The sequence below is a fragment of the Jejuia sp. G7-7 genome (assembly GCF_055808955.1).
The window spans coordinates 1,953,296-1,979,784 of sequence record NZ_JBVVSZ010000002.1 but is presented as its reverse complement, the minus strand read 5'-3'; the positions used below and the strand labels follow the sequence as shown (position 1 = coordinate 1,979,784).

The window sequence follows — 26,489 nt, the reverse complement described above, 5'->3', positions numbered from 1 at the left end:
ATGCTTCAATATTTGGGTCTAATTATTTAGATGCCCGTTTTGAAAAAAACTTGCGCATGAAGTAAAAAATATTATTTTCCTTGATTTCTATTTGGTCTTCGCATATTTTTTAATTCTGATTCAACCAAAAAACCGTCATTATTTCTATCCATTTGTGAAAATTGAGATACTAATGGCCCTCTAATTTCAGCTTTAGAAATTTTATCATCTCCATTTGTATCCATACGTTCAAATAGTTGAGCAATAGACGGTCTACCCCTTCGCTCTTCTAGAACAACTTCTCCCATCAAACACCTACTTACATAAGGGAATTCATAAGTAACTAAATACATGTACTTTCCATCTATGGTTATTCCGTTACATTCATCTAAATCTCCAGAGCTATCAACGTATTCAAAATCTGAAGTATAGGTACCGTCGTGGTGTCCACCAATAGAAATATCTCTTGTATTCCGTCTAGTTTCATAAGTGCAATCTTCTCCTTTACGAGAACCATCCATTAATTTATAACTCGGTTTATAAACTCCACTTTTAGAATAATACATCGGGAAACCATCATGTGCAAAACCAACATGAACTAAATCATTACCAGAATCAAATTTTTCTATAACTGAAGTTGGGGTACCATGATAATGATAAGCACCTGTGGGCTGCACATGGGCATTGTTAAAGTCTAAACCTAAATTAATCAACTCTTGAAAAGCTTCAACATGATAATTTTCGCCAGTATCACATTCAACTACCTCAGCTGTTCCTGGTTCAAACTTTACACCATTCAATGCTACTCCTGGTTCCCTAACCCATTGAGGTTTCCCTGTGTATTTTGGATTTACAGGAAAACTATACGTTCGCTTTTGGGCAGAAATAGTATTAGGGTTTCCTTTTCTTGGATATTCTCCTGTTTTATGATTTGGCAATGCATTTGTTACCATTTTTCGTGTTTTACCACTTACAACCACAGTTGTTTTAGTTCCAAAGTTTTCATCATTTAAACTATAGTCTCCAAAATAATCATTCAACTTTACATCCTCTTTTTTAGTATGCCAATGTGAATCTGCACCATGATAATGCACTTCTTCATTGTCGTGTGTATGCGCATTTGTAACTTTATAACTATTGCAACCTAGCACAATGATAACAGTTAATATACTGAATATTACATATATTTTTTCACGATATATTGTTAATTAGTTTCTACTTTGAGGTTTTCTTCTTTTATTTTTAGATAAAAATGCTTTTAACTCTTCTAAATTAATTTGGTTGTCCTTGTCTGTATCAATAGTTTTAAAATTCTTTAATATGTGACGATTACGTTTTGAACTCAACTCTTCTTTACTTAAAAGTCCATCATCATTTTTATCTGCCTTTTTAATAATTTTTTCTGGCGATATGCTTTGAGGTTTTCTGTTTTCAAAGAATGTTTCTAATTCTTCTAACACTAAAAACCCATCTTCATTAGTATCTATAGTATCAAATTCTTCAGATAATTTACCCCTTCTTGCTTTACTGGCTTCTTCTTTACTAATCTTATCATCATCGTTAGCATCTAACATTTTTAATATTTGAGATGCATCTGGTCTTTCACGTTGTTGTCCTTGTCCTCCTCTTTGACCTCCACCTCTATTCCCTTGCCCATCTCTTGGAGGCCCACCTTGTCTTTGAGCAAAAACACCTAGACACAAAAACATTGCTAACGCACTAATTACTATTTTAAAATTTCTGTTTACCATGGTATTATTTTTTATATTATATTTTTTTAGATGTTAACTTTTAGAAAAACTTGCGTTAGTTGTTATAAAAAAGCTCCATAACTTCTAATATCATGAAGCTTTTTTACACAAACCAAACTATTTATTTAAATACGAATTTACAGCTGAAGTTCTAGAAGACACATGACTTTTTAGTTGATTAATAGCAGACTGGAAATCTGTATTAGAATTTAAAAAAGTATACCCATCAATTTCGGTAGTTGCATACGGCGCAATTAAAGCAGCATATGAATCATAAAGTGCTTGCATATTACTCACATTAAAAGCTCCATCAATAACTTCTTGAAGATAGGCATTGTACTTAGCTTTATAAACTTCATCTTGATACATGTTACCTATTATTGGCCATTGTGTTGTATTTAAATCTGAAAAATCTAGCGCTAACGAACCTTCCCTATTTCCATTTTGAAGCGCTTCATTATTATCCCAAGGAATCCAAGTTAATTTACTCGTATCAGGATTGTTATAGATGAAATAATTATGTGTCATACGTCCATAAGTATCCCAGTTTTGAATGACCGTATTAACGGCTAAGTATTTTAAAAATACATCTGTATCAAAAATGGTTTCAAGATTAGCTCTCCAAGTTGCAGCATCTGTTGTTCTAATATTGTCATTTATGGCTGTTAATAATGCTTGCACATCTGAGAAATCAGCTTCATCTTCATTGGTTTTCTTCTCATATTCATCTTCATCAAAAGTGCCTACTGCAAAACTTGCTGCATCGCCATCTGGCTTGTATAAATTTCCATCATCATCAGAAAATTGCTCATCAATAACCGTATCATCAACCTCTTCAACCAAAGTATATACTCCAAAATATTCTGGCCCGTTTCCATGATCGACATAAAGGGTATAAAACGCTGTATGAGACCCCACTAATCCTGCATTTCTAAATACATCTCCAGCAACTTTTTCGCGCAGCATAGACCTGTCGTTATAATTATTTTTAAGACTTAATTTTTTAAATCCGTAAAAACGTTGGTTATCAATTTGCGGATAATCATCTTCAAACTCATCAAAATCTAACTTAAACGATAATTTTAAAATACCATTTCTCCAACTTGACTGTAAACTTGAATTACCTTTAAAGCGCACACCAACTCTGTACCATTGTTTATCATTATAAAAAACTTCTGCTGGAACAAAAATTGGGTTTTCGTCGGTTTCAATTAAACCACCACCTCCGCCTTGGCCTCCACCTCCAGGGCCTCCAGTATTAGTTCCACCAAAAGCACCATAAGTAGCAGTCATATCGTCCAACATACTTTGCCAACGCGCTTCTGTAATAACTATGTCTAGCCTTTTTACTGTGTTATCTTCAAAAACCTCATTAAAATTAGGATCTACATCTTTTGTATGTGTTTCTGTGGTCCAATCTGTAGCTTCAAAATCTGTATCGTCAATAATAACTTCTTTTTCCTCCTCTTCTTCTTCCATAGTTTCTTCTGTATTAGAGTCGTCATTACTACATGCCGTAAAAGTTATTACACAAAATATTAATAGTGTTGCTTTTGCAACTTGTTTGAATAAATTAATCGTCTTCATATCTTTAGTTTTTATTGTTATGAATTTTTAGATGCCAGTATTTTTTTTAACTTGTGATGCACCTTGTTAAAAAATTCACAAAAAAAAAGACCCTCAATATTTTGAAGGCCTTGAATTCTATTCAATAACTAAGGACGGTCTGGTGGAGGTCTATCTCCACGCGGCCCTTCTGGTCGAGGAGGACGATTACCATTTGGTCCATCTCCACGTGGTCCTCTTTGATTTCCAGGGCCTTTATGAAGCGCATCATTTATAATTTTACTAAACTTTTCTTTTTGCTCTTCATTACATAATTCTTGCACACTCTTAAAATGTCTATACACTTCTAAATCTTTCAGTTTCTCTTTGTCTCCAATTAAAGATGCAATAGAATCAATATTAGTGTCCTCAAAAGACGCATCAGACAATCCTTTAAACAACTCATCTTTCAAACCACGAATATCATCCGAAATACCTCGCATGGTTCTACGGTGCGCTCTAGTCAAAGCCCTAAACGCTTCCTTTTGTGTGTCATCAAAACCAAGTTCCTTAACCAAAAAAGCCCCAGGAGGTTTCCTATCAACAGGTAATTGTTCCTTTTCTCCGGTTCCTAAATAATTATAGAGAAAAAAGCATTCACTACAATCAAAAAAAGAAGTAAAATATATAAAGGTAAATTCTTTTTCATGCGATAGTTTTTATTATTTTTTCAATGGACGCATGTAACATCCAATTAAACATTGTTGTTAAAATTCTAGCTTTTAGTTTTGGATGTTTCATAATAGATTAATTATTAAAAATTGAAGTATCCTCATCACTAGTAGATAAACCATAAGACTCTGCAAAATCACTAACATTTTCATCGTAAGTCGATGTCTCTTCAAGTTTAGTAAAAGCAATCACGTTCAAAACTACAACACAAACCAAAGTAGCTAATTGTAATTTTGGTGTAAACCAAGACCATCCAGTTTGTACAACCTCCTTTTCAGCAAATAAAACATTCATGGTTTTATCCTTAAAAAATGGCGATACATTAACGGTTTCCATGTTGTCAAAAACATTTAAAGTCTCATCAATTTGGTTCTGTAGGTTTCTATCTGTATCCATATCAAATATTTAGATGCAATAAATTTTAAAAACTTGCGTTATCTGTTATTTTTATAAAAATTTTCTAAAAGCTTCTGTAAATTCTTCTTCGCACGAAACATTAAAGACTCCACAGAACTCACACTTTTCTCAGTAATATCACTAATTTCCTGGTAACTTTTCCCATCCACTTTATGCAAAGTAAACACCACCTTTTGTGCATCAGGCAATTGATTAATTGCATGAAACAAAGTCTCACTCTTCTCCTTATTCTCCAAAATAATCCCTGGATGATTCATCTCCGTAAAATAGCTCGTCTTATCCACCGGAATGGCATTCCCCGTAATCGATTGCATAAACCCAAACCGCTTTTTCGTGTTGCGTTTTCTAATAAACTCCAAACATTTATTAGTAGCAATCCTATAAATCCAAGTAGATAATTTCGAGTTCCCTTTAAACTTACCAATCGAGTTAAACACCTCTACAAACACCTCCTGAGCAATATCCTCAGCGTCCTGTTTATTGGGCACAAACGACATACATGTAGCAAACACCTTCTGCTGAAAATCGTCAATCAACTTCCCATAAGCATTAGCATTATGGTTTCGCAATCCAGTTATAAATTCGTTTTCTGTCAAATACCTAAATTAAACTTATACAAGTTTAGATGCTTAAAAAAAGTAAAACTTGCGCTTATTAAATTTTTTTTATTTGGGCGCTCCTCTATCGGGTCAGGCTTTCCGTTCCTAGTCCTCGCACCTCCTACGTCGGGCTGTGGGCTATCCACTACAATCCTTAACGCGAACAAGTCCTCATAAGCAGTTTCTTTACTTAATGGCAAACCCAATCCGCAAGAGTAAGCAATGTAAAGAAATAACAAATAGAATTAAAACAAATCCACAATTAAACATTAAAACGTACCTTTGCACCCTCAATAAAACACCATGCGATTACACAGAAACCTTTGCTTCGCCGTTATAGACGGACTAACACAAATCTTCAACGAAGGGCAATACGCTGATAAAGTGATTCAACAACTCTTAAAGCGCGACAAACGTTGGGGCTCTCGTGATAGAGGATTTGTAGCCGAAACCGTTTATGATATCGTGCGTTGGAAACGCTTATACGCAGAAATAGCAGAAGTAAAAGAACCTTTTGATCGTGATAATCTATGGCGCATGTTCGCAGTTTGGGCAACCTTAAAAGGCATTACATTACCAGATTGGAAATACTTTGAAAACACACCTTTACGAAAAATAAAAGGACGTTTTGATGAACTCTCAAAAGTTAGAAAACTAAGAGAATCTATTCCTGATTGGATTGACGAAGTTGGTGTAGCAGAATTAGGAGAATCCAAGTGGACTAAAGAAATAGCGATGCAAAATGAAAAAGCAGACGTTATTTTAAGAACCAACACTTTAAAAATTACCAAAGAGAAATTACAAAACTTATTAGCTGATGATGGCATAGACACCGAATTCATAAAAGGTTACGATTCAGCATTAAAATTGGTAGAGCGTGCTAATGTATTTGTAACTGATGCCTTTAAAAAAGGCTATTTTGAGGTGCAAGATGCTTCCTCACAATTGGTGGCCGATTTTCTAGATGTAGCACCAGGTATGAAAGTGGTTGATACCTGTGCAGGTGCAGGAGGAAAAACACTCCATATAGCTTCTTTAATGCAAAACAAAGGGCAAATAGTAGCTATGGATATTTACGAAAGCAAGCTTAAAAAACTAAAAGTAAGAGCGCGTAGAAACGGTGTGCATAACGTTGATTTAAAAGTGATTGATTCTACAAAACCAATCAAAAAATTATACAATAAAGCCGACCGTGTGCTAATTGACGCACCATGTTCTGGATTGGGAGTTTTACGTAGAAACCCTGATGCCAAATGGAAACTAGAACCAGAGTTTTTAGATAGAATTAGAGTTACCCAACAAGAAGTATTGCAACAATATTCTAGAATGGTAAAAGAAGGTGGTAAATTGGTATATGCTACCTGTTCTGTATTACCATCGGAAAATCAAAATCAAGTCACGGCCTTTTTAAAATCTGAAGGTGGTGCAAATTTTGAGTTGGTCAAAGACAAAAAAATTCTTGCCCACGAAAATGGTTTTGATGGATTTTATATGGCGTTGTTGGAACGTAAAGCGTAAAACAAAAAGTTGTTTAGTCATTTGACGCTAGGAGAAATCACATAACACATATCAATTATGTGATGTCTCAATCGTGCCTCATTTCGACATGACTAAACGTTATCTTTTAAACTTTTAATCATAAATTCTAAGACTTTCCTATTTTTGGATAAAGCTCAATCCCATGGATTCTCTAACTAAGTCGTCTTTTTATCATAACGGTTTTAATCTAATTACTACAAAAGAATTAAACAACAGAGTTAAAAAATCTGAAGTTGATTTTGAAAATAACCGCTACAAAAAAAGTTCTGACCTTTTAACCAAATACAAATAGTACCATTTCAAAGTATTTGATTCAAATTTGATACACGACAAAATCCACCAAAAATTAAACGAACAAAATAGCATCAAATAGATTACGATTTGTCATTCTGAACTTGTTTCAGAATCTCATCTTGATTATCTTGGTTCAATGAAACCAAACAACATCGTATTCCTAGGGAAAAGTATCGACAATTACATTGCTGGTAATAATGGCGAACTAGATTGGTTAGAGATGATTCCAAATCCAGACCAATTAGATATGGGTTTTAATGCCTTAATGGAAGAAATTGATGCCATTGTTATGGGAAGCACCTCATTTAAAACCGTACTTGGTTTTGATATCGATTGGCCATACACTAAACCTGTTTTTGTATTAAGCCATTCCATTAAAAACATACCCGAAAATCTTAAAGACAAAGTAACGTTGCTTCAAGGCAAAGAAACTGATATTTTAGAAACAATACACAACAAAGGTTTTAAAACCTTGTATATCGATGGTGGTAGCGTGGTTCAAAACTTTTTAAAGCACGATTTAATAGATGAATTGCGGCTAACTACCATTCCAATTATTTTAGGCGATGGCATTCAGTTGTTTAATGTATTACCAAAACCTTTAGAGTTTGAACATCTTAAAACAGAGGTGTTTTACAATCAGATTGTTCAGAGTTGTTATAAACGTAAAAGGTAATCATTTGTCATTCTGTCCAGAAACGTTGGGAGTATTCAGAATCTCATCATTATAAAAAGAATAATAGAAAACTATCAGGTTTTTGGATTTTAATTGTAGGAAAAATTAATTATATTTACAAGGTGTCAGTAATAAAAAAGTTACCATATCCTGACTTATTTGCGGGATATCGACAATAAAAGTTACTATATAACGAGTTGGCACCAATTTGAGAAAATGACTAAAAACGAAATCCAGACATTTACACAAAACTATTCTGACAAAGATTTTGACAGAATAAAATTTGACTGGAATGGAAAACACGGAGATGATTTTGAAGATAAAAATTATGATTTCCGAATGCAACTTTGTGAAACCATAAAAGATGACTTCTCTTACTCTTCCGAAAAGTTAATACTTGACTTATATCTCGAATTATCAAAGTGCGCAAATGAGACTTTCGGAGTCTATAATAGTTATCATTTATTTGCTAACGAGTTGTTAGAAAGAACCGGAATTAAATACTTTGAGGAATATATAGAAGGCGCATCAAAGAGTATGGATACAGGACTTTCAAGTGGACGATTGGACTTGAGTAAAGAAAGAGTCTCTGAAATATTAAATCATATAAAATCTAAAATGGAAAATTCTGAAAATGAATCTGAAATTAGAGGTTATAATTATATGCTAAAACGATTTGAATGGTTATCTAAAAAAAATAAAAAACTGGTGCCAACAACGTATAAAAATAATGGTGGAAAACCTGCTAAAACAAAAGATAGTAATAACAATAATTTTTGATCTAAGCTGAAAAGTTTATGGTCTTAAAACCGCAACTATTTTTATACAAGATCGTTGTATAACATTTGAATGAAAAGCATTTTAACAATCATTCTTTTACTTCTAATTGGTCATTTATCAAATGCTCAACATACGACTAGGTTTCTAGAAATTGTAAAAGATTTAAAGCATGTTAGTTGTGAAATAGACACTACATTTTACAAAAATGGTAAAGTATGGTGGACAACCTGTTGGACAACTTACGAGTATAGTTCTGAAAACTATTCGTCCAGAACTGGGAATATGGTTCAATATTATAAAAACGGAAAGGTTGCAAACGAATACTGTTTGGATAATTATGGTAATATAAAATCTATGAAAGGATTTGACCGAAAAGGGAATAAAACTTTAGAATATGTAACCACAGAAATTGATTCTAAAGCTAAGTCTTTGGATGAGTTTTTTGAATCACAAGACCACATGAATTTTAAAACATGGACTTCTATTTACAGATGTTCAAGTAATCTAGGAATATCTTACTTATACAAAGAAGGTTCATGGATTAATGGAAAAAGAAATGGAGTTTGGACGACTTATCATGAAAACGGGGAAATAAAAAAAGAAAAAGAATATTAAAAAACGTTATACAACATGCTTATATAACAAATAAAAAATCTATTTATCAGTTAGAAAACACTTTTGCGGATAGGTTGCGTTAGGGATTAAGGCATTTTTTTGCACCCTGATTTAAATCGGGAGACTGCCGAAATTCCGACCCTTTTCGGGTAACGCCCAAATAATTAAAATTTTAAGCTACTTCTACTAAAATCTTGCTTTTAATACTATCATTTCAATAATTTTAACCCCTTTTTTTTGCGAGAAACCTAAAGCTAACCATCAAAAAAAGCAATTAGTCAATACTTATTGTCATATTGACCATATTTTGACAATTAACATTATTTTTACATCTAAATTCTATGATAACAAGCACTTAACATATCGTGAACTTGTTTTATAGCTTAAATTATAAATTGCAAATTTTTATATAGAATATATGATTCAAAAAGGTATTGAAGCACAACGATTAGCAGTTGCCGACACTTATAAAAATTGGAAAAAATGGGGCCCATATTTGGCAGAAAGACAATGGGGAACCGTTAGAGAAGATTATAGCGAACATGGAGAGTCTTGGGAATTTATAGACCACGAGAAAGCCCGAAGTAACGCCTACCGGTGGGGAGAAGAAGGAATTGCTGGTTTTACCGATAATAAAGAAATTTTATGTTTGGCGCCTGCTTTTTGGAATGGTAAGGACACCATTTTAAAGGAGCGTTTGTTTGGGTTAACCAATAACCAAGGTAACCACGGAGAGGATGTAAAGGAATTGTATTTTCATCAGGTGTCGTCTCCAACACATTCGTATAGCAAGTATTTGTATAAATATCCGCATAGTGCATTTCCGTACAGCGATTTGGTTAGCAAAAACCGAACTGGAAGAGAGCAACCTGAATATGAATTACTGGATACACCTGCTTTTAAAAACAATGCCTATTTTGATTGTTTTATAGAATATGCTAAGGCTGACATTGAGGACGTTTTAATGAAAGTTACCATTGTAAATCGAGGCGATACCGCTGCCGAAATTCATGTGTTACCGCACCTTTGGTTTCGTAATTTTTGGAAGCATAATAAAAAACACTCACGACCAAGTATTAAGTCTACTTCTAAAAGCTCTGTAATTACTAAAAGTAAGAGAAATGGAAACTATTATCTTTATAATGAAAATGGCGAACAGTTATTCTGTGATAACGAAACCAATAATAAGCGCATCTACAATTTTAAGAATGATGTGCCTTATGTTAAAGATGGTATAAACGACCATGTTGTTAATGGTAAACCAACGGTAAACCCTAAAAAAACCGGCTCTAAAATGGCGGTGTGGTACAAGTTTAATCTTAAGGCTGGCGAGGAAAAAACCATAAGAGTAAGACTTAGCAAAACGAAATTAGAAAACCCTTGGGCAGATTTTGACACCATTTTTCATGATAGAATTACTGAATGTGAGGAGTTTTATAATGAAACCATAAAATCTGAAATTCCAGAAACTCATCAAGCCATTGCAAAAAGTGCATTTTCTGGTTTATTATGGACCAAACAGTTTTATTACAACGATGTACATAAATGGCTTTTTGGAGGCCCAGGAGAAAGTAAACCGCATAGATCTAATATGCGAAACTACAACTGGCAACACTTGACCAACAGACATGTAATTTCTATGCCTGATAAATGGGAATATCCATGGTATGCAGCTTGGGATTTGGCATTTCACATGGCATCATTTGTAGATATTGATCCGTTTTTTGCCAAAGAACAACTGCTTTTGGTTTTAAAAGAAAACTATATGCATCCCAACGGACAAATTCCTGCTTACGAGTGGAATTTTAGTGATGTAAATCCGCCTGTGCATTCATATGCTGTCTGGAATGTTTATGAAAAGGATAAAAACAACACAGGAAAAGGCGATACCGAATTTTTAGAAAAAGCCTTCCAAAAACTCCTTATTAATTTTACATGGTGGGTAAATCAAAAAGATAAAAGTGGTACTAGTCTATTTGAAGGTGGTTTTTTAGGATTGGATAATATTGGTGTTTTTGATCGTAACCATATGCCACCTGGAATTACCAGAATGCAACAAGCCGATGCCACAAGTTGGATGGCGATGTTTGCCTTGAACATGTTGCGCATGTCGTTTGAATTAGCAAAAACCAATAAAATTTATGAAGAGTCTGCTGCTAAATTCTTTAGGCATTTCTTAAATATTGCTTGGGCAATGCACCATATTGGCAAAAAAGAGATTTCACTTTGGGATGATGAAGATAACTTTTATTATGATGTTGTTGAAATGGATTCTGGTGCTACAGACCGATTGAAAGTGCGCTCTTTAGTTGGTGTTATTCCAATGTTTGCTGCTGAAATTATGCACAAAGACCTTTTTGCAGAACTACAAGATTTTAGACATAGAGCAAATAAAATTATAGAAACGCGTCCAGATTTGGCGTCGTTAATTACTAATTTGAATGCACCTAATGATGATGGGAATTACCTATTTGCCATTATGCGTGGTTTTAGATTGGAACATTTACTGAAACGCTTATTGGATGAAGATGAATTTTTATCTGATTACGGCATTCGTTCGTTATCTAAATACCATGAAAAGCATCCGTTTGTGTTTCAGCATCATGGGCATCATCAAATTCAGTACGAATCTGGTGAGAGTCAGTCTAATATGTTTGGTGGGAATTCCAACTGGCGTGGCCCGATATGGATTCCACTTAATTACATGGTAATTCAGTCGTTACGAAAGTATTACACATTTTATGGCGATGAATATCAATATGAATTTCCAACGGGTTCAGGTAAAAAATTAAATCTTAAACAGATTGCTAACGAATTGACTAAACGTTTGGTAAAATTATTTGAAACTGATATAAACGGTAAATTCCAATACCATTCTGATAATGCAGATAAGCATTTTACAAAAGACGAACATTTTAAAGATTTACATTTATTCTATGAGTTTTTTGATGGCGATAACGGCAAAGGTTTAGGTGCATCGCACCAAACGGGTTGGACTGCCTTAATTGCTAATTTGATTATGGAAATGGATGAGGATTAATTATAGAATTTTATAAATATTGAAAATCCTGATAGAAAACTATCAGGATTTTTTGGTTTTGCTTGTAGGAAATATTGGTTATATTTACAGGATATCGATAATAAAAAAGTTACCATATCCTGACTTATTTGCGGGATATCGACAATAAAAGTTACTTTATAACGAGTTGGCAATAATACCGAAATGACTCCTGAGCAAGAAAAATTCATAAAGCATTATAAAGAAGAAAGGAATTACTTCAGAGATCCTGAAATCAATTTTGACGGAATAATATCAATAGAACCAAAAAGGATTAAACTGATTGACTTAATTGGAAATTTATTGTTGTTGATTTCTGTTCCTTTGATTATAACTTTTACGACCTCTAAAATTACATTTGACTTTTTATTTATAATATTCTTTTTAGGTGTATCATTTCTTTGGATTACAATAAATTTAATCAGCAGAATTAAGCGCATCACGGTAAACAACAGAATTGAAATCGACTCAAATACAGAAACAATTTCTATAACTCCCATTGACTATTTTAGAAAAGAGATTTTAAACAAAAAAAGTGTTGTTCATTCTTTTAATTCTTTCAATGAAATTCTATTAAAACAAGAGAGATTTGACAAATATAATCCAGGAGTTCATTTATTATTAAAAAATAGCTTTAAGGATATTAAATTAATAGATATCGGAACAATAAAACTGGGCGAAAAATTAGCGGAATTCATTTCCGAATTGACAAAAAAGGACTTGAATAGAAAATAAGTACTATTGCCAACAACGCATAAAAATAATGCGTAATTTAGTGCTTAATCAAAGGTTAGTGCAATTTTGTTACGTCTGATTTTCCTTCGGAAAATCCTCGCACACAAAACCGCACTATTCTTATACGAGACCGTTGTGCACAATTTGACCAAACCAAAATCTTGAATGGAAATATTTGACAGAATACTTTAATTTATTAACGCTAATCTGATTTATTGCTTACCTGCAATGATTCTGACTTTGCTAACTTTTCAATTTTTTTTCAAAGACAAGTTGAAGTTCAAAATAGCATACCGAATTATCAAATGGATAATAATTGGATATGCAATTGTCAACTTAATTTATTTCTTAATTGGAATAACTGTTTATCCTGACCAATCTTCTTTTCTGAATCGAGCAACTGGAAAATATTGGCTGAATTATTGGATAATGATGTTTTCAGCAATCTTACTACCATTTTCCTTACTTTATAAAAAAATCGGAATAAAACCTCTTTATCTACTTTTTGTTTCTATTATGATGAAAATTGGTTGGTATTTTGAAAGGCATGTGATTTTTCTTGCCGACTTTAGCATTAGACAGTTTGAACCTGATAGAGAGTCGGATTGGTTGACTTCACCTTGGAGTGGATTTTATCTGACTTGGATTCAAGGCTTTATTTTAGCACTAATTTTAATCGGACTGACAACAATAATCGGACGTAATGAAAATAAAAAAACTGTGCACAACATTCGGATATAACAAATAAAAAAAGCAAATTCTCTCAAAAATAATCACTAAAACTTACAAACTCTTAAAGTAAAAATTAAAGTTTATAATTTATCTTATTCTAAACTTAACCTAAAATGACCTACCGAGTACAAAATTAATTTTGGGATAAACCAAAAGTTAGCAAACCAACCCGCGTTAGGGATTGAACGGCATGTTTGAAATCCCCAACGAAGGAGGGATTGAGTAGTGAAAGCCCGACCCCTTTTCGGGTAACGCCCAACTTCTCGATACATACCGAAATAAATTCGGTACACTCGAAGCAAAAAAAAGCCTACCAACATAAAGTCGATAGGCTTTTACAAAGAAATGTTTGAGTTAGTCTTATTTCTTGTCTTCTAATTTCTTTACACTATCGTACATTATTGGTGTTGCAATAAATAACGATGAATAGGTACCTACAATTACACCAACTATTAAGGCGAACATGAAACCTCTGATGGAATCCCCACCAAAGATAAATATTGCTAATAGCACTACTAATGTTGTTAATGATGTATTTAAGGTTCTACTTAATGTGCTGCTTAATGATGAATTTACTACACGATCAAACTCCCAACTTGTGTGCTCGTTAAAGAACTCACGAATTCTATCGAATACTACCACGGTATCATTTAATGAATACCCAATTACAGTAAGTATTGCTGCGATAAAGGCTTGATCGATTTCCATATTAAATGGCATGAATTTGTAGGTTAACGAGAAGATACCCAATACGATTAATACATCGTGGAATACTGCCGCTACTGCTCCTAGAGAGTATTGCCATTTTTTAAAACGGATTAAAATGTATAAGAATACAACGATTAACGACCCTAAAATTGCCCAGAACGATGCTTTTTTAATATCATCGGCAATGGTTGGACTTACTTTATCGTTTCGCATTAAACCAATGGTTTTTGATTCAGAATCGCTGATGAAATCATCATATGTCATCCCATCGAAATATGGTTGTAAGGCTTTGAATAGTCTAGATCTTATTTCTTCATCTACTTCTGCACCTGTTTCGTTTACTTTGTATTTAGTAGTAATTTTTAATTGATTCTCGTCTCCAAATGTTTTTGCATTTGCACTACTGAAAACTGCTGGATCTGATAATACTTTTGTGATTTCAGATGCATTCATATCTTGCGCGAAACGCACTTGGTATGTTCTACCTCCAACGAAATCTACACCTTGATCTAACTTATTTGTAAATAAAGAACCTAAACTTAATAAAATAAAAGCTCCTGAAATAATGTAAGCTATTTTACGTTTTTTCAAGAACTGAATATTAATATTTCTGAAAAGATTTTTAGTAATAGCTGTAGAGAAGTCTAATTTTCCCCCTCTGTTTGTATACCAATCTACCAATAATCTTGTGATAAAGATTGCTGTAAACAATGATGTTGCAATACCTATTAATAATGTAGTTGCGAAACCTTTAATTGGTCCCGTACCGAAGATGAATAAAATTAAAGCTGTTAAACCTGTTGTAATGTTCGCATCCAAAATGGATGATAATGCATTACTAAAACCGTCTCTAACTGCTTCTTTTTGTCCTTTACCTTTAGCTAATTCCTCTCGAATACGCTCGAAGATAAGTACGTTTGCATCTACCGACATACCAATGGTTAAAACAATACCTGCAATACCAGGTAAGGTTAATACAGCACCTAATCCTGATAAAATTCCAAAGATTAACAAGATGTTTAATAACATAGCAAGATCTGCGAAACCACCTGCCTTTCCGTAGTAGAAAATCATCCATACTAATACTAATACCAATGCAATTAAGAAAGACATTGTACCACTATCAATTGCTTCTTGACCTAAAGATGGTCCAACAACTTCACTTTGAATAATATCTGCCGATGCAGGTAATTTACCTGCACGCAGTACGTTTGCTAAATCTATCGCTTCATTTAATTCGAAATTACCCGAAATTGATGAACGTCCTCCAGAAATTGGACCATTGCTTACACCAGGTGCAGAATACACAATATCATCTAAAGTAATAGCAATAAATCCTTTTTCATTAAATGCTTTTGTGGTCATTTCTTCCCAAATTTTAGCACCTTTAGAATTCATTTGCATAGATACTTCTGGTTCTCCAGTTTGTCCATATGCATTTCTAGCATCTGTAATTACTGCACCACTTAATTCTGGCACATCATCTCTATTTCCTACTAAGGCATATAAATCTACAACCTCACTATTTTTTTCTGGCTTACCAAAAGCAAACTTAGTATAGCGTAACTCTGCTGGTAACAACGATCTAACTTTAGGAAGGCTTAAATATTCCTTTACTTGCTCTTTATCTTTGATATTTAATGCAGCAATTGCGGCAGTATTTGGAGACCTGAACAATAAACTAGCTAATGGCTCAACTGAGGTTTCAACTGCAGTAGAATCTGTTACAGCATCTCCTAAAAGGTCATCAATTTTAGCATCTGTTGCATCTTGGTCATCTTGAGGTTCCTGCTCTTCTTCTTGAGTTTTAGTATTAACAATACTTTTTAAAGTCTCGTTGGCTTGATTTATAAAGTTGAAAAGAGCCTGATTTCTGTTTACTTCCCAAAACTGTAATTGTGCTGTACTTTGTAATAAAGTAGTTGCACGTTCAATATCTTTAACACCTGGAAGTTCTACTAAAATACGACCAGAGTTTCCTAAACGTTGAATGTTTGGTTGTGTTACCCCAAACTCATCAATACGTTTACGTAAAACTTCAAAAGCAGAAACGATAGACTCGTCTATTTTAGTTTCTATAATACCTTTAACGTCTTCATCTGTCATACTTCCATCAATCTCTCCATCCAATGCTTTTGTGTAAAAAATGTCTGGAGATGCTAATTTTTTATCACCTTTAATAGCATCAAAAGCGATAAAGAAATCTTCTAAATAAGTATTCTGACTGTCTTCTTGAAGCTTTGATGCATTATCTAAAGCTGTGTTAAAAACAGGATCTTTTGTATTGTTTGCCAATCCTTTTAAGATATCTTTTACAGATACTTGAAGAATTACGTTTAAACCACCTTTGAGGTCTAAACCAAGATTCATGGCTTTTTTCTTTACTTCGTTATAAGTGTAATCGGCAACTAATATATCCATTACTGTATCAGTAGCCTTTGCCTCCAAATAGTTTATTTCTTCTAAACTTCTTTTGGTGCGATAATCGTCTTCAGATTCTGGGAATTTACTAATGGCCAATTCCTCAGCTTCTTTTTCAATTTGATTTGCTTTAAATGTGAATGATAATTGGTAGATACTTACCAAACCAAACAATAAAGCGAACAATTTTACTAGTCCTTTGTTTTGCATTTTTAATTATTATTTTAAATAAGGTTTTTAATAGCTTACATAGAATGAAAGCCATACTTTTTTTGAGATATCTAGATTTTAAATCTCTAAATATTTGAAACTGCTTTTGGAAAGTTTTACTTTGAATAACTTACCACTAAGCACAAATAGGTCCTGCTCTACTCTCAGGAATGTTACGAAGTGGATCTTTTATTGCGAGCGCAATAGTTTTGTGTACTTTAAATGCTTCTAAACAAATAGCAGCAACCTTATGCATATCCATCTGCAATGCAGATGATACTATTTTAGGATTGTAAAATCTAGCAGCTTCAGGTTTAAACTCTTGAAGCGTTATACCTTCTAGTCCTGAGTTATCATCATGTCCGTTTTGGATTTCATGAACATCTAGATTATAGGCTACAGTATTTTCATTGTCTTCAAAAGGAAAACCAAAAGGAGCTTCTTCGTCATCAGAATTACCTAATTCAGCCTCTTATCCTTTTGGAAAGGATTCGTTTTATAATGGCAACATCAGCATTACTATAGTAGGTAATTTTTAATCGTCCGTTTTCATTTTCTGTAACCTGAAAATTATCAACACCAATACCATGAAGCTCTTTCTCTACAAGACCAATTGTATGTTGCGTATCTTCTGAAGAAAGATCAACATTATTAAATTGAAGTACAATTTCCTGATTAGGAAGTGTACTTTGTTGCTGGTGTAGAATACCCAACAAAGCCAATAAAATAACTATAGCACCAATGTACCTTTTGAATCTCATGCGGCAAATATAAAAAAATAAAGATAGTAAGTTAAAAACATGGTAAGTTTATCTGTTTTTAAGGACTGAATGCTCTAATAACTTCAATTTAGGAATAGATTGTCCAGATGACAAAATCACAGCTAAATCTCGAGCTTCTTCTAAAGTAAAATTTCCAGAAATAGAAGACCGCCCTCAGAAATTGGTCCCGATGTTACTCCTGGAGCAGAATATACGATATCATTTAGAGTAATGGCGATAAAAGTTCTATTCTGGAAAGCCTTTCCTGTCATACGTTCCCAGATTAATGCCCCTTTTTTATTCATTTCAATAGAAATTTCTGGGTTACCTACATAACCAATCATTTGATGAGCACTTGTAATAACTTCTCCTGTTAGTGGTGCTTTATTTTCCCCATTTGATTTTGCTGCGTATAAAGCTATATTATCGTTTTCATCAGGAATTCCCCATAAAAACTTAGTGTTTTTTTGATCTATGGGTAATTTTATTCTGTTCACTTTTTTATTTAATAATTTATTGAATCTTGATGTATCTTTTATTGAAAGTCTAATTACTTCAGCACCTCCGCGATAACCCTTATTAGATTCTAAATCGAAAATTGTTTTCACATCAACACTACCGTCTTCACTATTTTTAGTTACTTCTGAAGTTACATCATATAAATAAGGAAATAAATCTGTTCCTGCATACAATTCCCAAAACTCTAATTTTCCACTATTAGAAATTAGTTTATCAACTCTATCAACATCAAGAGTTATAGCTTTGATATTGACTTCTATATCTTTTTCTCCAAAACGTTTCACTACATTTTGAAGTCCATAATTATCTAATCGCTTTTTTATAACTTCAATAGTTTGAAGCAATTCAATATTTGATATAGCTTTTTCATTTTCAAAACCAAAAACAAACCGGAATTCTTGCTTAGGCTTAAAAGCATCACATGATAAGAAAATAGCAACTATAAGTAAACAACATATTTTTTTCATAAAAATGAAGGTATAAAAAAGGCTACCAAAAAAATTTGATAGCCTAAATATATTTAAAAAGTAATTACTACTATAATTCTAATAATCCATTAGTTTTAGTAACACCTTCTGCACTAGCTTTCATATGTGCTTTTTCAGCATCACTTAAAGGCACATCAACTATTCTTTCAATACCGTTTTTTCCTAAAATTACAGGAACTCCTATACAGATATTATTCAATCCATATTCACCTTCTAAGAAAGTTGAACAAGGAAACATTTTCTTTTGGTCGCAAGCAATGGCTTGAACCAAACCACTTACCGCAGCTCCCGGAGCATACCAAGCAGAAGTACCTAAAAGACCTGTAAGTGTTGCACCACCTACTTTAGTATCTGCAGCAACTTGTTCTAAACGATCATCAGTTAAAAACTCAGATACTTTAATACTGTTTCTTGAAGCTTGACTTGTTAGTGGTACCATTCCAGTATCACTATGACCTCCAACTACCATACCATCTACATCACTAATAGGCGCGCCCAAAGCTTCAGCTAATCTGTATTTAAAACGTGCAGAATCTAAAGCTCCACCCATTCCAATGATTCTATTTTTTGGAATATCTAATGTTTTATGCGCTAAATACGTCATTGTGTCCATAGGGTTACTTACCACCAATAAGCACCATATTTGGAGAATGCTCTAATAAACTACTTGGCGCTGACTTAACAATACCTGCGTTTATACCAATTAATTCCTCGCGAGTCATTCCTGGTTTACGTGGAATACCAGAAGTGATGACACAAATATCACTATTTGCTGTTTTACTGTAATCATTTGTTACACCTGTAATTTTTGTATCAAAACCATTTAAAGATGCGCATTGCATTAAATCCATAGCTTTACCTTCTGCATAGCCTTCCTTAATGTCTAACAATACAACTTCAGATGCAAAATCTTTAATTGCTATATACTCAGCACAACTTGCGCCTACTGCTCCTGCTCCAACTACTGTAACTTTCATAATATTATTTTTAGGTTATTTTTATTGAATTTTAACACCACAAATATAAAATTGAGAACAATTATATTTTATGATTTTAGTCATGCAAAATTACTAATTATTCTACTTTAAACGAAAGAAGTGCATGATTAAATCATACACTTCTTCTAACTAAATTAAATAAAAACTAACTAAAAAAACTAAATTATATATATGAAAATAATTTTCTATCTAAATCCGAAGTTGATACCTAATGAAAAGGCATCAAATTCTGATACATGATATTCCGCATTAAGCCTAAAAAAGCCTAATTTTAATTTTGTTCCTATGGTACCTCTTACAGCTGAAACTTCACTTGAAACTGAAAAAGGGTCCAACAATTGGATCTGAAGTTAAAACACCATTAGAAATCCTATAAGTTCCTAAGGCATCAGAATTTGACTTCCCTTTAATATAACCAACACCTCCGTAAAAATTAATTACTGGCAATTTGGTTGAAGCTATTAATTGTAATAACCAAGTATTTGTATCTGTTTCTAAGCGTTGATTATCTCCTTGAATTCCTGATGATTCAGTTAAATCGTATCTAGCATCTAAGTGTGTGTAAGCTACTAATCCAGAAATTGCAATGGGCCATAACTTATCTGCTGGTAACCAATCTGTAAATTCTACTTGTAATCCCGCACCATACATACTTAACTCAACATCATCAGTTTCAATTTTAGGCACAAAACGTGCTTTTAATTCAATACCGCTGCTAAGTCCTAATGCTCCTTGTAAAAAAGCTGTAGGCAACATATTTATATTTTCTGAACCAATACCTGTTGGTAAAGTTATAGTTTGTTGTTGTTGACCAAATATTGGGTCATCATAGGTAACGATTACCTCAACGTCAGGATCATTTTCCCCTAAAGCCGAAGCCACCATTTGAGAACTTCCACCTTGGTCAAATTCTACATTATTATATAAATCTGTATTCATTAAGAATGATTTGTTTTCATCCTTAATTAAAGAAGCATTTGCAATTATAGAAATTTCAAAGCCACCTAGAGGCTTAACTTTAGCAGAATTAAACCAGTTCGCATTCATACTATGCATTATTCCGTTAGAAGCTGGTTTTAGATAATCATCTGCAAAGCGTTCAGCATCTTCCGCACCAGCTGCAAGAAGTGCATCAATATCATTTTGAGCTTTTAAACTAGTTGCCACTAAAGCAAGTAAAATAAGTAGGCTTAATTTTTTCATTGGTTATTAAGATTTGGTGATACAAACATAGGAAAAAATCACACAAATAAACATTTTATCGAAAAAAATGCATTTAAACGTGTTTATTGACAAAAAAATAACCCTGACATTAAAATATCAGGGTTATTTAAAGGTTGTTTTTGTTTTTTAACTATGCATCAATATTAGCATAAATAGCATTTTTCTCAATAAACTCTCTACGAGGTGGCACCTCATCGCCCATTAGCATAGAAAAAATTCTATCAGCTTCAGTACCATTATCTATTTGAACTAAACGCATTGTTCTATACTCAGGATTCATAGTAGTATCCCAAAGTTGCTCGGCATTCATTTCCCCAAGACCTTTATAACGTTGTATTTTAGAACCATCTCCAAACTCACCAACAATGACGTCGCGTTCAGCATCACTCCACGCATATTGTTTTTTAGCACCACGCTTTACTAAGTATAAAGGAGGTGTAGCTATGTATATATGTCCGTTTTCAATTAATTCCTTCATATATCTAAAGAAGAAGGTCAAAATTAATGTTGCAATGTGGCTACCATCAATATCGGCATCACACATAATTACAACTTTATGGTAGCGTAATTTCGATAAGTTTAAAGCTTTACTATCTTCTTCCGTTCCAATAGTGACGCCAAGCGCTGTGAAAATATTTTTAATCTCCTCATTTTCAAAAACCTTGTGTGTCATCGCTTTTTCAACATTCAAAATCTTACCCCTTAATGGTAAAATCGCTTGAAATGCTCTATCACGACCTTGTTTTGCAGTACCACCTGCCGAATCTCCCTCAACAAGAAATACTTCACATTTTGCTGGGTCTTGCTCAGAACAGTCAGATAATTTCCCTGGCAGACCACCAATACTCATTACCGTTTTACGCTGCACCATTTCACGAGCCTTTTGAGCTGCATGACGCGCTTGAGCAGCAAGAATTACTTTCTGAACAATGGTTTTAGCGTCATCTGGGTGTTCTTCCAAATAATCAGTCAACATTTCAGAAACTGCCTGACTTACAGAAGCAGAAACCTCACGGTTACCTAATTTTGTTTTAGTCTGTCCTTCAAATTGTGGTTCTTGTACTTTTACCGAAACAATAGCAGTCAATCCTTCACGGAAATCATCTCCAGCAATATCAAATTTCAATTTATCTAACATACCAGATTCATCCGCATACTTTTTAAGCGTATGTGTTAATCCACGACGGAAACCAGATAAATGTGTTCCACCCTCATGTGTATTAATATTATTCACATAAGAATGTAAGTTTTCAGCGTAAGATGTGTTGTAAATCATAGCAACCTCAACAGGCACACCATTCTTTTCACCTTCAAAAGCAATTACATCTTTCATTAATGGTTCACGCGTCGCATCCAAATACTGAATAAATTCTTTTAAACCTTCTTCAGAATGAAATGTTTCGCCTTCAAATTCGCCATCCTCTTTTTTGTTTCGTCTATCAACTAAATGCACCGTAATACCTTTATTCAAATACGCTAACTCACGCAATCTACTCGCCAAAGTATCATAATTATACTCTAAAGTCTGCGTAAAAATCGTAGGATCTGGTCTAAACGTAACCGTAGTTCCTCGTTTATCGGTTTCTCCTACTGTTTTTACAGGATATAACGTTTTACCACGCTCATATTCTTGCTCGTAAATATTCCCATTTCTGTAAACCGTGGCTTTTAAATGTTCAGATAATGCATTTACACAACTCACACCAACACCGTGCAAACCACCAGAAACCTTATAAGAATCTTTATCAAACTTACCACCTGCCCCAATTTTAGTCATAACAACCTCAAGTGCAGACACACCTTCTTTCTTATGCAAATCTACTGGAATACCACGACCATCATCTTCCGTAGTAATCGAGTTATCCTCATTAATAATAACAGTAATATTGTTACAATGTCCTGCTAAAGCTTCATCAATCGAGTTATCCACCACCTCATAAACCAAATGGTGTAAACCTCGCGTACCAACATCTCCAATGTACATCGATGGGCGCATACGAACATGCTCCATACCTTCTAAAGCCTGAATACTATCAGCCGAATAGTTATGCTTATTAAACTCTTCTTTACCTTCGCTCATATCATCTATTTAGTTAATTTTATTATTCATTTTAATTATTTGGGCGTTACCCAAGGGTCGGGCTTTCACTACTCGCTCCCTCCTAAGTCGGGGAGTTCAAACATGCCGTTCAATCCCTAACGCACCCACTTGCCAAATTCATGCTCAAAACCAATCCAGACTCTCTATTTGTCTGAGCCTAATATTTAACATAAAAAAAGACGCACAATGGCATCCTTTTGAATACAAACAAATATACGAAATTACAGCCCTTTTATAACCCATTTTAAGATGACATTAAGATAATTATCAACAATTGTTAATTACTTAAAAGTCGCTTAAATCGCTTAAAAAGTATCTTAAATTTAATTTTAAGCATTTTTAACTCACTTGTAGAATCACAAAAACACCAAAACCTCTTAACGATGCGATTTTGGTGTTTCGTAATTATAATAATGGTATAAATTAGCTACTAATAATTCTAAAAACTATCGTTTAAGTATCTTTTTAGTAATAACATGGTTGTCCGAAAAAATCTTCACAAGATATACCCCAGAATTCAAACCTGAAATATCAAAATTATTTTGGTTTGAAATAGTATTACCTGAAAACGAACTCACTTCTTTACCTAAAATTGAATATACTTTAACAGTATCAACTTTTGATTGATGTGAAGAAATACTAAAAGCATTTGTTACTGGATTTGGGTATAAAGCAAAATCTGCTCTTTTCACTTTATCTTCAACATCTAAAGTAGTTAGATTTAGCACCCATGGTTCCAGATTAGTTGTACCATCGTTTGCAGCAAAATACAAATCGTCTCCTAACACAAAAAAGTTTTTGGATCACTACCGTTTCCATTAGCTTCAACAGAAGGATTTATATCTTGAAAAAGAACAGTACCAGATTCAGTCCCATCAGATTGCCATAATTCTTTATTCTGATTAATATCGCCCGCACCAAAAAACAAATATCCACCATAGCTTACCATTTCATTAATATAACTGCTTTTATTAGCCCCTGTAACTATATCTTTTACCATTTGGGCGCCTCCTATTCCATTAGCTTTCCAAAGTTCATTTCCATCAGAACCATTATTGGCTACAAAAAACAATACTCCGTTATGATTTACTAACGCTTGCGGGTAACTACTACCATTCCCTGGATTTACATCATGCACTCTCTGAAAAGCTCCAGAGTATGTTGCCACGTAAAGTTCTGTTCCCCCAGTATTAGCCTGAGCAGAAAAAAACAATTCGGTTTCATAAATGATATTTGGGTTTCCTCTTGTACCAATATCTCTTGAGCCTGATAGTACAAAATTACTAGGGTTCATTAAAGTCCTATTAATCGTTCCTGTTTCTGTACCATCACTTTCCCATAAATTTGTTTGACTTCCATTATAAGCCGAGAAATATATTTTTCCAATATGCGGATGTGCAATCAAATATCTTATGTTACTACCACCAGAAGCGCGAATATTTTTTACTAATCCTGTTCCTACACTTGTTCCATCAGACTTCCAAAGTTCATAACCATTAACACCTTCATCTGCAGAAAAAAATAGCGTATTATTGAGTACAATCAGTTCTCCCCCATAAATACTACCTTGATCAGTTCCATTTATGTTTAAAACCATTACAGTACCCAATTCTGTACCATCGCTTTCCCAAAGTTCTAAACCATGTGTACCATCATCAGCAAAAAAATATAGTTTCCCATTTAATACTACAATATCAGTATTACTACTTAATCCATTTTGGTTGCCTGGGTTTATATCCTTTACTATTACTGTTCCAATTTCTGTCCCATCTGTCTCCCAAAGCTCTACACCTTTAGCTTTGGTAGTAGCTTTAAAATATACTTTACCATTTAATTCCACTAAACTTGATGGGTTACTAAACAAATTTCCTGGGTTAATATCTTTTACCAAGCTTGTAGTTCCTCCTACTGTTTTCCATAGCTCTCTACCATTAATACCATTATCGGCAGAGAATAATAACATACCATTAAAATCGTAAAAATCATTTGGGTTAGACCAAGTATTACTTTGTTGGTTGATATCTTTAAGTAATTGTGTACCCATGGTTGTTCCATCAGAAAACCAAAGTTCATTACCATGAAATGTACCATCATTGGCTGAGAAAATTACATTTCCGTTTAAACCAATAATATGCTCAACATGATTATCATCCCATTGAGGGTTTATAACTTTAACCAGCTTAGTACCTATTGCTGTTCCATCAGTTTTCCATATCTGATAAAAACATTCGTTTCTTCCTTGAAAATACAATTCATTGCCAATAACTGCTCTTGTACCATTATGAAAAAACTCATCTACCTCAGTAATTATCTCATTAGTTCCTGCTGTAGTACCATCACTTTCCCAAAAAGTGCTATTAAAATTAATAGCAATCAATTTAGAATTAAAAACCTCAAGAGATTTTAATGCACCAGTTTGCTTTACTTCTACTGTACCTATTTCAGTACCATCAGATTTCCAAAGTGTTGTTCCAAATGCAATAAAAAATTCATTATTAAAACTTGCTTTAGGGTTCTCAAAAGTAAATGTGTTTGATAACCCTGGAGTTATATCTTTTACCATGATAGTTCCAACATCTGTCCCGTCTGTTTTCCACAACTCATTACCATTAGTTCCATTTGTGGCCGTAAAAAAGACAATGCCATTGGCGATACCAAAATTGGTTGGGTAAGAATTTTTATTGCTTCCTAAATAAATATCTTTAACCAAAACCGTACCCGCTGAAGTTCCATCTGTTTTATATAATTCATTGCCTTTTCCATCAGAAGCATTTCCTGAATAATAAAAGTGCGTTCCTAATTTTATATAACGATTTCCAAAAATGGGAATGTTTGAAATTTTGACTGTTCCAACTTCACTACCATCTGTTTTCCAAAGCTCGTTACCCAAACTGAACAACAATTCTCCGTTAAGATCTGAATGAACTAAAAGATTTCCATTAACCAATGTTTTTACCAATACAGTTCCAACTTCTGTACCATCTGTTTTCCAAAGATTATGAACATTAAAAGCTGTTTGTTCAAAAAACAAAAGCTCATTATTTAAAACATGTGCTTTTAACTCTCCGTAAATACCACTATCAGCTCCTAATACAATATCTTTTACCATGATAGTTCCTACAGAAGTGCCATCAGTTTTCCATAGTTCGTTACCATTAATACCATTATTTGCAGCAAAATAAATTTCATTATTAAATTCTATTTTATTTGAAGGGCGACTACTTCCATTTCCCGTGTTAATATCCTCTAATAAAGTTGCTTGCCCCATTATGGGCGAGCTGATTAATACCAAAAGAATACATTGTATTATTTTTTTCATGTTGATTAGATTTAATTCAATTTACAAGTGCAAATTACCCTGTAAATCACAGCTAATCAATACGAAGAGTTACGTATATTTTAAAGTAAGTATTTAAATTTTAAGAAGTTAGTTCAGCCCCTAAACCATAACCACAAACACCAATATAATCTATATTTAGACCCGGTTTTGCTAAATTTAAAATTCCAATAATAGATTCCGCCATGTAACCCGTCACAGTTTTGGCGTCTTAAGTATTCATTAAATTTATTACTAAAAAAATTTAAATCATCAAACATGATGCATGTC

The 26,489-nt window shown here is 33.5% G+C and carries 22 protein-coding genes and 1 pseudogene; 8 read left to right on the top strand and 15 right to left on the bottom strand.

Annotation, left to right across the window (positions count from 1 at the left end):
- Positions 1–71 precede the first annotated feature (71 nt).
- The 6 genes from AC0L5U_RS19325 to AC0L5U_RS19300 all read right to left on the bottom strand — a co-directional run bounded on the left by AC0L5U_RS19325 (position 72) and on the right by AC0L5U_RS19300 (position 5,020).
- A complete protein-coding gene (locus AC0L5U_RS19325; RefSeq protein ID WP_473418055.1) occupies positions 72–1,130 on the bottom strand; it encodes a YHYH protein in 1,059 nt (352 codons plus the stop codon).
- A gap of 57 nt (positions 1,131–1,187) precedes the next feature.
- The gene (locus AC0L5U_RS19320) at positions 1,188–1,730 is read right to left on the bottom strand and encodes an EF-hand domain-containing protein (RefSeq protein ID WP_473418054.1); all 543 of its coding nucleotides are present in this window, start codon (positions 1,728–1,730) and stop codon (positions 1,188–1,190) included.
- 117 nt (positions 1,731–1,847) lie between these two features.
- Positions 1,848–3,317: a CotH kinase family protein gene (locus tag AC0L5U_RS19315; RefSeq protein ID WP_473418053.1), complete on the bottom strand. Its 1,470-nt coding sequence runs from the start codon at positions 3,315–3,317 to the stop codon at positions 1,848–1,850.
- Between the two features lie 128 nt (positions 3,318–3,445).
- The gene (locus AC0L5U_RS19310; protein ID WP_473418052.1) at positions 3,446–3,853 is read right to left on the bottom strand and encodes a hypothetical protein; all 408 of its coding nucleotides are present in this window, start codon (positions 3,851–3,853) and stop codon (positions 3,446–3,448) included.
- Between the two features lie 229 nt (positions 3,854–4,082).
- Positions 4,083–4,403, bottom strand: a complete 321-nt coding sequence (locus AC0L5U_RS19305; RefSeq protein ID WP_473418051.1) for a hypothetical protein — start codon at positions 4,401–4,403, stop codon at positions 4,083–4,085.
- A gap of 38 nt (positions 4,404–4,441) precedes the next feature.
- Complete coding sequence (locus tag AC0L5U_RS19300; protein ID WP_473418050.1) at positions 4,442–5,020, bottom strand: RNA polymerase sigma factor; 579 nt, start codon at positions 5,018–5,020, stop codon at positions 4,442–4,444.
- Between the two features lie 306 nt (positions 5,021–5,326).
- Here AC0L5U_RS19300 and AC0L5U_RS19295 point away from each other — a divergent pair, with 306 nt between their 5' ends.
- The 8 genes from AC0L5U_RS19295 (at position 5,327) to AC0L5U_RS19260 (ending at position 13,461) form a co-directional block, all read left to right on the top strand.
- Positions 5,327–6,541, top strand: a complete 1,215-nt coding sequence (locus AC0L5U_RS19295) for an RsmB/NOP family class I SAM-dependent RNA methyltransferase (protein WP_473418049.1) — start codon at positions 5,327–5,329, stop codon at positions 6,539–6,541.
- A gap of 163 nt (positions 6,542–6,704) precedes the next feature.
- Positions 6,705–6,854 carry a hypothetical protein gene (locus AC0L5U_RS19290; protein WP_473418048.1) on the top strand — a complete coding sequence of 50 codons (150 nt, stop codon included), beginning with the start codon at positions 6,705–6,707 and terminating at the stop codon, positions 6,852–6,854.
- Positions 6,855–6,992: 138 nt separating this feature from the next.
- The gene (locus AC0L5U_RS19285) at positions 6,993–7,532 is read left to right on the top strand and encodes a dihydrofolate reductase family protein (RefSeq protein ID WP_473418047.1); all 540 of its coding nucleotides are present in this window, start codon (positions 6,993–6,995) and stop codon (positions 7,530–7,532) included.
- A 216-nt stretch (positions 7,533–7,748) separates the two neighbouring features.
- On the top strand, positions 7,749–8,312 hold the full coding sequence (locus tag AC0L5U_RS19280) for a hypothetical protein (protein ID WP_473418046.1): 564 nt from the start codon (positions 7,749–7,751) through the stop codon (positions 8,310–8,312).
- Between the two features lie 69 nt (positions 8,313–8,381).
- Positions 8,382–8,927 carry a hypothetical protein gene (locus AC0L5U_RS19275; RefSeq protein WP_473418045.1) on the top strand — a complete coding sequence of 182 codons (546 nt, stop codon included), beginning with the start codon at positions 8,382–8,384 and terminating at the stop codon, positions 8,925–8,927.
- Positions 8,928–9,345: 418 nt separating this feature from the next.
- Positions 9,346–11,967: an MGH1-like glycoside hydrolase domain-containing protein gene (locus AC0L5U_RS19270; protein ID WP_473418044.1), complete on the top strand. Its 2,622-nt coding sequence runs from the start codon at positions 9,346–9,348 to the stop codon at positions 11,965–11,967.
- A 183-nt stretch (positions 11,968–12,150) separates the two neighbouring features.
- Positions 12,151–12,720 (top strand): hypothetical protein, encoded by a 570-nt coding sequence (locus tag AC0L5U_RS19265; protein ID WP_473418043.1) that lies wholly within the window; start codon positions 12,151–12,153, stop codon positions 12,718–12,720.
- Positions 12,721–12,993: 273 nt separating this feature from the next.
- Positions 12,994–13,461, top strand: coding sequence for a hypothetical protein (locus AC0L5U_RS19260; RefSeq protein ID WP_473418042.1), 468 nt, complete (start codon positions 12,994–12,996; stop codon positions 13,459–13,461).
- A gap of 351 nt (positions 13,462–13,812) precedes the next feature.
- Here the strand turns inward: AC0L5U_RS19260 and secDF are convergent, their stop codons facing one another.
- The 9 genes and pseudogenes from secDF to AC0L5U_RS19215 form a co-directional block, all read right to left on the bottom strand.
- Positions 13,813–16,791: a protein translocase subunit SecDF gene (gene secDF / locus AC0L5U_RS19255; protein ID WP_473418041.1), complete on the bottom strand. Its 2,979-nt coding sequence runs from the start codon at positions 16,789–16,791 to the stop codon at positions 13,813–13,815.
- Between the two features lie 464 nt (positions 16,792–17,255).
- On the bottom strand, positions 17,256–17,552 hold the full coding sequence (locus AC0L5U_RS19250; protein WP_473418040.1) for a hypothetical protein: 297 nt from the start codon (positions 17,550–17,552) through the stop codon (positions 17,256–17,258).
- A gap of 140 nt (positions 17,553–17,692) precedes the next feature.
- Entirely contained in the window at positions 17,693–18,538 is an 846-nt protein-coding gene (locus tag AC0L5U_RS19245) for a SecDF P1 head subdomain-containing protein (protein ID WP_473418039.1), read from the bottom strand.
- 70 nt (positions 18,539–18,608) lie between these two features.
- Positions 18,609–19,536 (bottom strand): annotated as a pseudogene (locus AC0L5U_RS19240) (malate dehydrogenase).
- A gap of 206 nt (positions 19,537–19,742) precedes the next feature.
- Complete coding sequence (locus tag AC0L5U_RS19235) at positions 19,743–19,895, bottom strand: DUF6588 family protein (RefSeq protein WP_473418038.1); 153 nt, start codon at positions 19,893–19,895, stop codon at positions 19,743–19,745.
- Positions 19,867–20,760, bottom strand: a complete 894-nt coding sequence (locus AC0L5U_RS19230) for a DUF6588 family protein (protein ID WP_473418037.1) — start codon at positions 20,758–20,760, stop codon at positions 19,867–19,869. The genes AC0L5U_RS19235 and AC0L5U_RS19230 overlap by 29 nt, the downstream gene beginning before the upstream one ends.
- Before the next feature lie 151 nt (positions 20,761–20,911).
- Positions 20,912–22,861: a DNA topoisomerase (ATP-hydrolyzing) subunit B gene (gene gyrB, locus AC0L5U_RS19225; RefSeq protein ID WP_473418036.1), complete on the bottom strand. Its 1,950-nt coding sequence runs from the start codon at positions 22,859–22,861 to the stop codon at positions 20,912–20,914.
- A 467-nt stretch (positions 22,862–23,328) separates the two neighbouring features.
- Positions 23,329–23,670, bottom strand: coding sequence for a T9SS type A sorting domain-containing protein (locus AC0L5U_RS19220; protein ID WP_473418035.1), 342 nt, complete (start codon positions 23,668–23,670; stop codon positions 23,329–23,331).
- Positions 23,664–26,201 (bottom strand): hypothetical protein, encoded by a 2,538-nt coding sequence (locus AC0L5U_RS19215; RefSeq protein ID WP_473418034.1) that lies wholly within the window; start codon positions 26,199–26,201, stop codon positions 23,664–23,666. Before AC0L5U_RS19215 ends, AC0L5U_RS19220 begins: the two co-directional genes overlap by 7 nt.
- Positions 26,202–26,489: the final 288 nt, after the last annotated feature.

Bases quoted from the DNA above. Each gene is read 5' to 3' on its own strand.
- AC0L5U_RS19320 (WP_473418054.1), bottom strand. From the start codon at position 1,730: ATGGTAAACAGAAATTTTAAAATAGTAATTAGTGCGTTAGCAATGTTT.
- AC0L5U_RS19315 (WP_473418053.1), bottom strand. From the start codon at position 3,317: ATGAAGACGATTAATTTATTCAAACAAGTTGCAAAAGCAACACTATTA.
- AC0L5U_RS19305 (WP_473418051.1), bottom strand. From the start codon at position 4,403: ATGGATACAGATAGAAACCTACAGAACCAAATTGATGAGACTTTAAAT.
- AC0L5U_RS19295 (WP_473418049.1), top strand. From the start codon at position 5,327: ATGCGATTACACAGAAACCTTTGCTTCGCCGTTATAGACGGACTAACA.
- AC0L5U_RS19290 (WP_473418048.1), top strand. From the start codon at position 6,705: ATGGATTCTCTAACTAAGTCGTCTTTTTATCATAACGGTTTTAATCTA.
- AC0L5U_RS19285 (WP_473418047.1), top strand. From the start codon at position 6,993: ATGAAACCAAACAACATCGTATTCCTAGGGAAAAGTATCGACAATTAC.
- AC0L5U_RS19280 (WP_473418046.1), top strand. From the start codon at position 7,749: ATGACTAAAAACGAAATCCAGACATTTACACAAAACTATTCTGACAAA.
- AC0L5U_RS19275 (WP_473418045.1), top strand. From the start codon at position 8,382: ATGAAAAGCATTTTAACAATCATTCTTTTACTTCTAATTGGTCATTTA.
- AC0L5U_RS19270 (WP_473418044.1), top strand. From the start codon at position 9,346: ATGATTCAAAAAGGTATTGAAGCACAACGATTAGCAGTTGCCGACACT.
- AC0L5U_RS19265 (WP_473418043.1), top strand. From the start codon at position 12,151: ATGACTCCTGAGCAAGAAAAATTCATAAAGCATTATAAAGAAGAAAGG.
- secDF (WP_473418041.1), bottom strand. From the start codon at position 16,791: ATGCAAAACAAAGGACTAGTAAAATTGTTCGCTTTATTGTTTGGTTTG.
- AC0L5U_RS19250 (WP_473418040.1), bottom strand. From the start codon at position 17,552: ATGAGATTCAAAAGGTACATTGGTGCTATAGTTATTTTATTGGCTTTG.
- AC0L5U_RS19245 (WP_473418039.1), bottom strand. From the start codon at position 18,538: ATGAAAAAAATATGTTGTTTACTTATAGTTGCTATTTTCTTATCATGT.
- AC0L5U_RS19230 (WP_473418037.1), bottom strand. From the start codon at position 20,760: ATGAAAAAATTAAGCCTACTTATTTTACTTGCTTTAGTGGCAACTAGT.
- gyrB (WP_473418036.1), bottom strand. From the start codon at position 22,861: ATGAGCGAAGGTAAAGAAGAGTTTAATAAGCATAACTATTCGGCTGAT.
- AC0L5U_RS19215 (WP_473418034.1), bottom strand. From the start codon at position 26,201: ATGAAAAAAATAATACAATGTATTCTTTTGGTATTAATCAGCTCGCCC.